This is a genomic window from Mesorhizobium sp. M7A.F.Ca.US.014.04.1.1 (genome assembly GCF_003998745.1).
GTDB lineage: Bacteria > Pseudomonadota > Alphaproteobacteria > Rhizobiales > Rhizobiaceae > Mesorhizobium > Mesorhizobium ciceri.
Map to the genome: position 1 here is coordinate 1 of NZ_RZRW01000839.1, position 1,832 is coordinate 1,832.

3 protein-coding genes are annotated in these 1,832 nt (G+C 58.6%); 1 reads left to right on the forward strand and 2 read right to left on the reverse strand.

Translation table 11 applies throughout. The features are described 5' to 3' along the window. Window positions 1-978 (forward strand): copper oxidase (locus EOA22_RS32145; protein ID WP_164756131.1); only part of this gene is annotated, 978 nt, incomplete at its 5' end. Between the two features lie 55 nt (window positions 979-1,033). Here the strand turns inward: EOA22_RS32145 and EOA22_RS37845 are convergent. Further along, complete coding sequence (locus tag EOA22_RS37845) at window positions 1,034-1,327, reverse strand: hypothetical protein (RefSeq protein WP_164745831.1); 294 nt, start codon at window positions 1,325-1,327, stop codon at window positions 1,034-1,036. Further along, window positions 1,324-1,832: hypothetical protein (locus tag EOA22_RS39230; RefSeq protein WP_245478739.1), on the reverse strand; the 509-nt coding region annotated here is incomplete at its 5' end. The genes EOA22_RS39230 and EOA22_RS37845, both read right to left, overlap by 4 nt.

Below are 1,832 nucleotides of genomic sequence, written 5' to 3' on the forward strand. Positions count from 1 at the left end.
ATCATGCCGCAAGGCATGATCATGGGCCGCGACACGCCGGCGGAAGCCATGCGTGACATGGCTGCAACCAATCCGCATCGCGTCACGGCATCCTATGGCCTTGCCGCCAAAGGCGACCAGGAACTGCCATTCCGCCTGGAGAACGGCGTCAAGGTGTTCGACCTCAGGCCCTCAGTGGTCCGCTGGCAGATCCTGCCCAATGTCGCGGTCGACGCCTATGCCTACAACGGCCAGATCCCCGGTCCGCGCATCCACATTCGCCAGGGCGATAAGGTTCGCATCGACGTCACCAATGACCTGCCTGAGGAGACCACGGTGCATTGGCACGGCATGATCCTGCCGAACCAGATGGATGGGCCCGCCGAGATCACCCAGCCGCCGATCGAGCCTGGGCAATCCTATTCCTACGAATTCACCGCGACCCAGCACGGGACCTATTTCTATCATCCGCATGCCAAGCCGGACCGTACCCAGGCGCTGGGGCTCTATGGGGCGCTGATCATCGACCCTGCCAATCCCGCCGACGAGGTTCAGGCTGACCACGACTATGTGATCGAACTTCAGGAATGGCTGGTGCGCGATGGACTGACCTATCCTTCGATGCCGATGGAAGGCGGTATGCCGAACTTCTTCACCATCAACGGCAAGGCCTATCCCGCAACCGACGCCATCCCCATGAAGGTGGGCGAGACGCTGAAGGTGCGTTTCATCGGCACCAATAATGGCTTCGTCCATCCCATGCATATCCATGGCGGACCCTTCGAGGTCGTCGCTCGTGACGGTGAGACGCTTCCTCCCTCGGCGCGCTTTCTGGCCGATACGATCAATGTCGGGCCAGGACAGCGCTATGACGTCGTCTGGAAGGCACGGCGTCCCGGCAAGTGGCTCATCCATTGCCACATCCCGCATCACACGACGAACAACAATGTCGAGGAAAAGGGCGGCGGCGGGCTGATGGTCGTGATCGACGTCGGTTAAATCTGCCACCCCCCTGTGGATTTACCTGTGTCATCGGGGGGCGCGTTGTTGCGCGCTACTTCTTGATAATGGTTCCGTTGCGCAAGTCGAATGCTTCGGTACCGCGAGCCTGGCGATAGAAATCATCCTGCAATTCACCCCATTCGCCGAGAAAGGCGCCGCAATTGCTGCAATGAATTGGCGTCGACTCGTTGGCGTCGTCGGGAATGTCCATTTGGATGGTCCCACAAGCCTTGCAATCGAGTTTGTCGTCCAGCCGTCGTCCCATTTCCCAATGATTGCGCATTTTCGACCATGAGCCAATTGTCGATTTCGTACCAAATCGCATCGACCATGGCTCATCGGTCAATCGCGAGAGTCAAAAAGGACGGCCAGACCCAGTTCCCGTGCCAGCTCGATGATCGTCTCCATCAATTCATCATCTGTATCCTGCAAATAAGGCGCGTCCCTGCGAGCGGCCTCTATCGCCGCTTTGACCGAAACGATGTCGCCGTATCGCGCACTTCGAAGCTCTTCTGCCAGAAACGCCTTGGCGGTACCGACAGGTCTTATTGCCCATCTGGCGATGCTCATGCGGCTCCCTCCCATGGTCACCTCAGCTTCATTTTGATCCTGTCCAAGGTGCAGATCAATCGATGGTACGATTCCGTACGGAGCTACCCAACCGGTTGGAGACAGCCGTGTGACGAACGCCTTGGCCAGGGTTTTCGGCGTCTCTCTGGGGTGAGTTGGGGCGAAATCGCCCGGTGGGACCGGCCTTGCGGAACCATCGCTCAGCATGGGGGTTTCTTCAAAATCTCCCTCGAAGAATGCAAGGAGCGACCATGCGCATGTTGACGATAGCTGTCGCGCTT